Source organism: Longimicrobium sp. (assembly GCF_036554565.1).
Taxonomy (GTDB): Bacteria; Gemmatimonadota; Gemmatimonadetes; order Longimicrobiales; family Longimicrobiaceae; genus Longimicrobium.
Map to the genome: position 1 here is coordinate 1 of NZ_DATBNB010000251.1, position 4778 is coordinate 4778.

General features: G+C 68.5%; 5 protein-coding genes. 2 read left to right on the forward strand and 3 right to left on the reverse strand.

Translation table 11 applies throughout. The annotated features are described in order from the left end of the window. Together secF and glpK are read left to right on the forward strand one after the other, a co-directional pair. Positions 1-905: protein translocase subunit SecF (gene secF, locus VIB55_RS06780; protein ID WP_331875912.1), on the forward strand; the 905-nt coding region annotated here is incomplete at its 5' end. Between the two features lie 125 nt (positions 906-1030). Next, complete coding sequence (glpK, locus tag VIB55_RS06785) at positions 1031-2524, forward strand: glycerol kinase GlpK (RefSeq protein ID WP_331875913.1); 1494 nt, start codon at positions 1031-1033, stop codon at positions 2522-2524. Positions 2525-2654: 130 nt separating this feature from the next. Here the strand turns inward: glpK and VIB55_RS06790 are convergent, their stop codons facing one another. The 3 genes from VIB55_RS06790 to VIB55_RS06800 all read right to left on the reverse strand — a co-directional run bounded on the left by VIB55_RS06790 (position 2655) and on the right by VIB55_RS06800 (position 4440). Continuing rightward, positions 2655-2888 carry a hypothetical protein gene (locus VIB55_RS06790; RefSeq protein WP_331875914.1) on the reverse strand — a complete coding sequence of 78 codons (234 nt, stop codon included), beginning with the start codon at positions 2886-2888 and terminating at the stop codon, positions 2655-2657. Between the two features lie 75 nt (positions 2889-2963). Next, positions 2964-3791, reverse strand: a complete 828-nt coding sequence (locus tag VIB55_RS06795) for a hypothetical protein (RefSeq protein WP_331875915.1) — start codon at positions 3789-3791, stop codon at positions 2964-2966. Positions 3792-4059: 268 nt separating this feature from the next. Then, positions 4060-4440: a hypothetical protein gene (locus tag VIB55_RS06800; RefSeq protein ID WP_331875916.1), complete on the reverse strand. Its 381-nt coding sequence runs from the start codon at positions 4438-4440 to the stop codon at positions 4060-4062. Between the last annotated feature and the right edge of the window lie 338 nt (positions 4441-4778).

A 4778-nucleotide genomic window follows, 5' to 3' on the forward strand; every position in this document is an offset into this window, starting at 1 on the left:
TGTTCGCGGCCAGCCTGGGGGCCATGCTGCTCAACACGCAGCAGATCGGGTCGTGGCTCAACTACGGCGTGGACTTCCGCGGCGGCACCCTGGTGCACCTGAAGTTCAACCAGCCCGTGGAGATCGACCAGATCCGCGCCGCCGCCCGCACCGCGGGGCACGAGGGATGGGAGATCAGCCAGTTCGGCGGCCCCCGCGACGTGGTGATCCGCAAGGAGTTCAAGGCCGAGGTGGGCCGCACCGCCGCGCAGGACGTGCAGCAGGCGCTGGCCTCGAAGTTCCCGGCCAGCTCCTACGTGGTGTCGCGCACCGAGTCGGTGGGCGCCAAGGTGGGCGACGAGCTGCAGTACCGGGCGCTGATCGCCATCCTGCTCTCGTTCGCGGTGACGCTGATCTACCTGGCCATCCGCTTCGAGTGGCGGTTCGGCGTGGCGGCCATCGCGGCCACGGGGCACGACATCCTGATCACGCTGGGCCTGCTGGCGATCATGCGGTCGGAGGTGTCGCTGGGCACGGTGGCGGCGTTCCTGACCATCGTGGGCTACTCGCTGAACGACACCATCGTGGTGTTCGACCGCATCCGCGAGAGCCTGGCCAAGCCGCGCCACGGTATGAGCTACATGGAGCTGCTGAACCGGGCCATCAACGAGACGCTGCCCCGCACGGTGCTGACCGCGTCGGGTACGCTGGTGACGCTGGTGTCGCTCTTCCTGTTCGGCGGCCCGGTGATCCGCGACTTCGCCCTGGTGCTGATCCTGGGCATCGCCATCGGTACGTTCTCGTCCATCTTCGTCGCGTCGCCGGTGCTGTACTTCATCGAGCAGAAGTGGCCGCACCAGCCCACCAAGAAGGCGCAGGCCGCCCCGTCGCACAGCAACCGTCCGCGGGCGCGCACCGCCGTCTGACGCGGCAGCGGGAGGGTTGAACGAGGCGAGCCGCCGTGGTCTTTCACGGCGGCTCGCCTTTTTGCGTACGGGGGATGTAGATTCGCCGCTCCGGCTTCGCCGTCCACTCCAGACCACGCCTCCCGATGATCCTCGCCATCGACCAGGGCACCACCGGCTCCACCTGCCTGATCCTCGACGCCGACGGCCAGGTGCGCGGGCGCGCGTACAGCGAGTTCACGCAGCACTTTCCCCGGCCCGGCTGGGTGGAGCACGACGCGGCGGAGATCTGGGAGGTCACGCGGCGAGTGGCGCGCGTGGCGGCCGAGCACGCCGGCGTCGGGCTGGAGGGGGTGCGCGGCATCGGCATCACCAACCAGCGCGAGACCATCGTCCTGTGGGACCGCGCGACGGGGCAGCCGGTGCACCGCGCGCTGGTGTGGCAGGACGGGCGGACGGCCGACGTCTGCCGCACGCTCAAGGAGGCGGGGCACGAGGGCCAGGTGCGCGCGACGACGGGGCTGGTCATCGACCCGTACTTCAGCGCCACCAAGCTGCGCTGGCTGCTGGACAACGTGCCGGACGCACGCCGCCGCGCCGAGGCGGGCGAGCTGGCGGCGGGGACCATCGATTCGTGGCTGGTGTGGACCCTCACCGGCGGGCGCCTGCACCTGACGGACCCTACCAACGCCTCGCGCACCCTGCTGTACAACCTGGAGACGGGCGCGTGGGATCCCGCGATGCTGGACCTGTTCGGCATTCCCGCCGCCGTGCTGCCGGAGATCCGCCCCTCGTCCCAGGTCTACGGCTCCACCTCGGGCGATGCGCTGGGCGCGGAGATTCCCGTGGCGGGGATCGCGGGCGACCAGCAGTCGGCCCTGTACGGGCACGGGTGCTGGGCGCCCGGAGAAGGAAAGAACACGTACGGCACGGGCGCCTTTCTCCTCGTCCATACGGGCGACCGGCCCGTCGCGTCCAAGCACGGCCTGCTGACCACCGCCGCCTGCGGCCCGCGCGGCGAGCGGGCGTACGCGCTGGAGGGCTCCATCTTCATCGCCGGCGCGGCCGTGCAGTGGCTGCGGGACGGCCTCGGCATTTTGGACGAGGCGGGGGAGACGGAGGCGCTGGCCCGCTCGCTGGAGACGAACGACGGCGTGTACTTCGTCCCCACGTTCACCGGCCTGGGCGCGCCGCACTGGGAGCCGGGGGCGCGCGGGACCATCGTGGGGCTCACGCGTGGGAGCACGCGTGCGCACCTGGCGCGCGCGGCGCTGGAGGCCATGGCCTATTCCACGCTCGACGTGGCCGCGGCCATGGAGGGCGACGCGGGGGTGAGCCTTCCCGAGCTGCGCGTGGACGGCGGCGCCACCGCCAACGACTGGCTGATGCAGTTCCAGGCCGACGTGCTGGGCACCCCCGTCCGCCGCCCGGCCATGGTGGAGATGACGGCGCGCGGTGCCGGCGGCCTCGCGGGGCTGGCGACCGGGGTCTGGGCCACGCCGGAAGACTTCCACGCCGCTCGGCCGGAGGAAACCGTCTTCACGCCCGCCGTGGACCAATCCGCCCGCGCGGCCCTGCTGGCCGGCTGGCGCCGCGCCCTGAGCGCCACCCGCGCCTGGGCCGCGGACGACGGTGGGTGATGGAAGCTTAGATGGCGAGGTGGATACAGCGGCCGTTGTAGACCCGCGTGCCCCCGTCACGATTCATTGACGCCCCCGGGACCGCTGGTCCATCTCTCCCGCAGTTCCGTCGGCGTCAGTCAACCAGATTTCACCGCGATTCATCGGCTTCGTCCCCGAGCGGTTCCTCCTCCCAATCGCCGTAGTTTGGATCGGCTGCTTCCGCGGCGGCCAACGCGGCGTAGTCGGCTTCCAGCTCGTCCTTGTCAATCAGGTGAGGCCGGACCCGTTCTTCGATGAACCGGCTGATCCTGCGGGCGCCGACTACCCGATGAAGACCCTCGTATATGTCCGCATCCAAGGTGATGGTGAGCTTTTTCCTCATCTTCCCGGTCCGTAAAGGTGGCTGCATGTAGTGGAAGCGGCTAACGATGGCCGGCGAGGCACGGCGGTGGCCGGGCTATCGTCCCGAACGGCGCCGCGTTGCCGCGGTCAGGCCCCGTGCAGGGTTGTTGGCTCGCCATCGGGTGACCAGCCACCGGAACTCCACGAACCGCAACTCGTCTGGCCGCATGCGTAGCTCCCTGCACAGCCCCGGGAGGCGGCGGAGGAACTGGACGTGGCGTGCCTGGATCGCCGATGCGCCGGGAATGGGTGCGTCTCCGCCGAGGCACGTCGAGAGCATGCCGCGCACGGCCACAATGGCTTGTTCAGCCGTGTTGAAGTGGGCGCGTATGTCCTGGCCAGCGATATCCGAACAGAACTTCTGATAGCGATACGGCTCTGCGTTGAGCACGAGAGAGAGCTTCCGTTTCTGGTCGCCTCGCCCGTATTCCTGCGCTCCCATGAACAACCCGAGTTCCAGGGGCATGTTGAATCTCGGCAACTGATTCACGGCGTCCAACTCCACCCGGGAGATGTCGTGGATGCCGAACCGGCACTCGCGGATGATCCGTTTGATCTTCTGGATCCGCACCTCGCCGCTGTCTTCTGCCTCGAGCGCACACCGCGCCTGAAACCCGCATTCGTGCACCGCGAACGTAATTGCCTGAAACAGCGGGCTGTACTCCGTATCGAACGGGCAGTTCAGAAAGATGTTTCGCTCGTAGGCTACTGGAGGTTCCTGAGCAGCCCCCGCTGCCGCGCGATGCACGACCGGCGCTTGGGCCTGCGCGACCACTCCATTTCTTCGGGGCGGATCGGCCACTTCTTCATCACGGCCTCGATAGCGGCGCGAATCTGTTCGTCGGTGAACCGACTGGGTCCCGCGTTCATCCCGATCCGCCACGGCTTCCTCTGTCCACGCATGGGTTCCTCCTTCCGAAAGAGTGCAGAGTGAACGAACGGTAATGCGGTCGCGGGCTCCTGTCCAGAGCGTGACGAAACTCCGTCGCACCTGGGGCGGAGCGGGATCGCGCCGATGGGGACGGGGGCGGGAACGCAGCGCAAAACGAGCGGCCCGGGAGAGTTCCCGGGCCGCTCGTTCGTACTTCGATCTATGCCATCAGCGCGTGGGTTCGTCCGCGCGCATCGGGGAGGGGAAGGGTGCTCGTGTTCTACTCCGCCAGACGGATGGCGACGGCGCGGCCGCGGCGCTGGGGCTCGTAGTCGGTCAGCACCTCGGCGACGCGCTCCAGCGTTGTGGGGTCGCTGATGTCGCCGATGATGATGGCGTTGGCGCCCAGCTTGGCGGCACGCTTGCGCATCGCGCGGATCAGGTCGGTTTCGTCCGTCCAGCCGGCGTCGCTCTTGGCCGTGACCAGGGCGATGCGCTCATACTCGGCGGGGACGTCGCGCTCCCGCAGGAAGACGCGGACTTCCGCCGGGTTCAGCTCGGGATAGGTGCCGCTGCCGCCCAGGAGCACGGCGCTGGTGGTGGTGCAGGCAGAAACCAGGAGGGCGGCAATCAGGCTCAGGAGTGCGGCTCGGATCTTCATGGGAAACTCTCGGATCATCGAAGTCGATAACGGACCGGCATCTGCTGGACTTCAAAGGCAAACGCGTCTCCATCGTGGTCCGAAATCGCAAGTTGATGATCCGCAATCGGATGCAGGTTTTCCAGGTGCGGGCTGCCGGCCCGCGATGTCCTCTTGAGCGGACGCCCTGCCGCAGTGGGGTGAGGACGCCGGCCGGCAACTCCCTTGCTGCCATCGGATTTAGGGCGATACTATCCGGCGCGGGCGCCTGCCGGTCTTGCACCGGGCGGCCGGCGGACCATCCCCAATCCACACCTTCGCATTCCCACGTGAACAAGACGATCGCAAGCGCGTTCGCC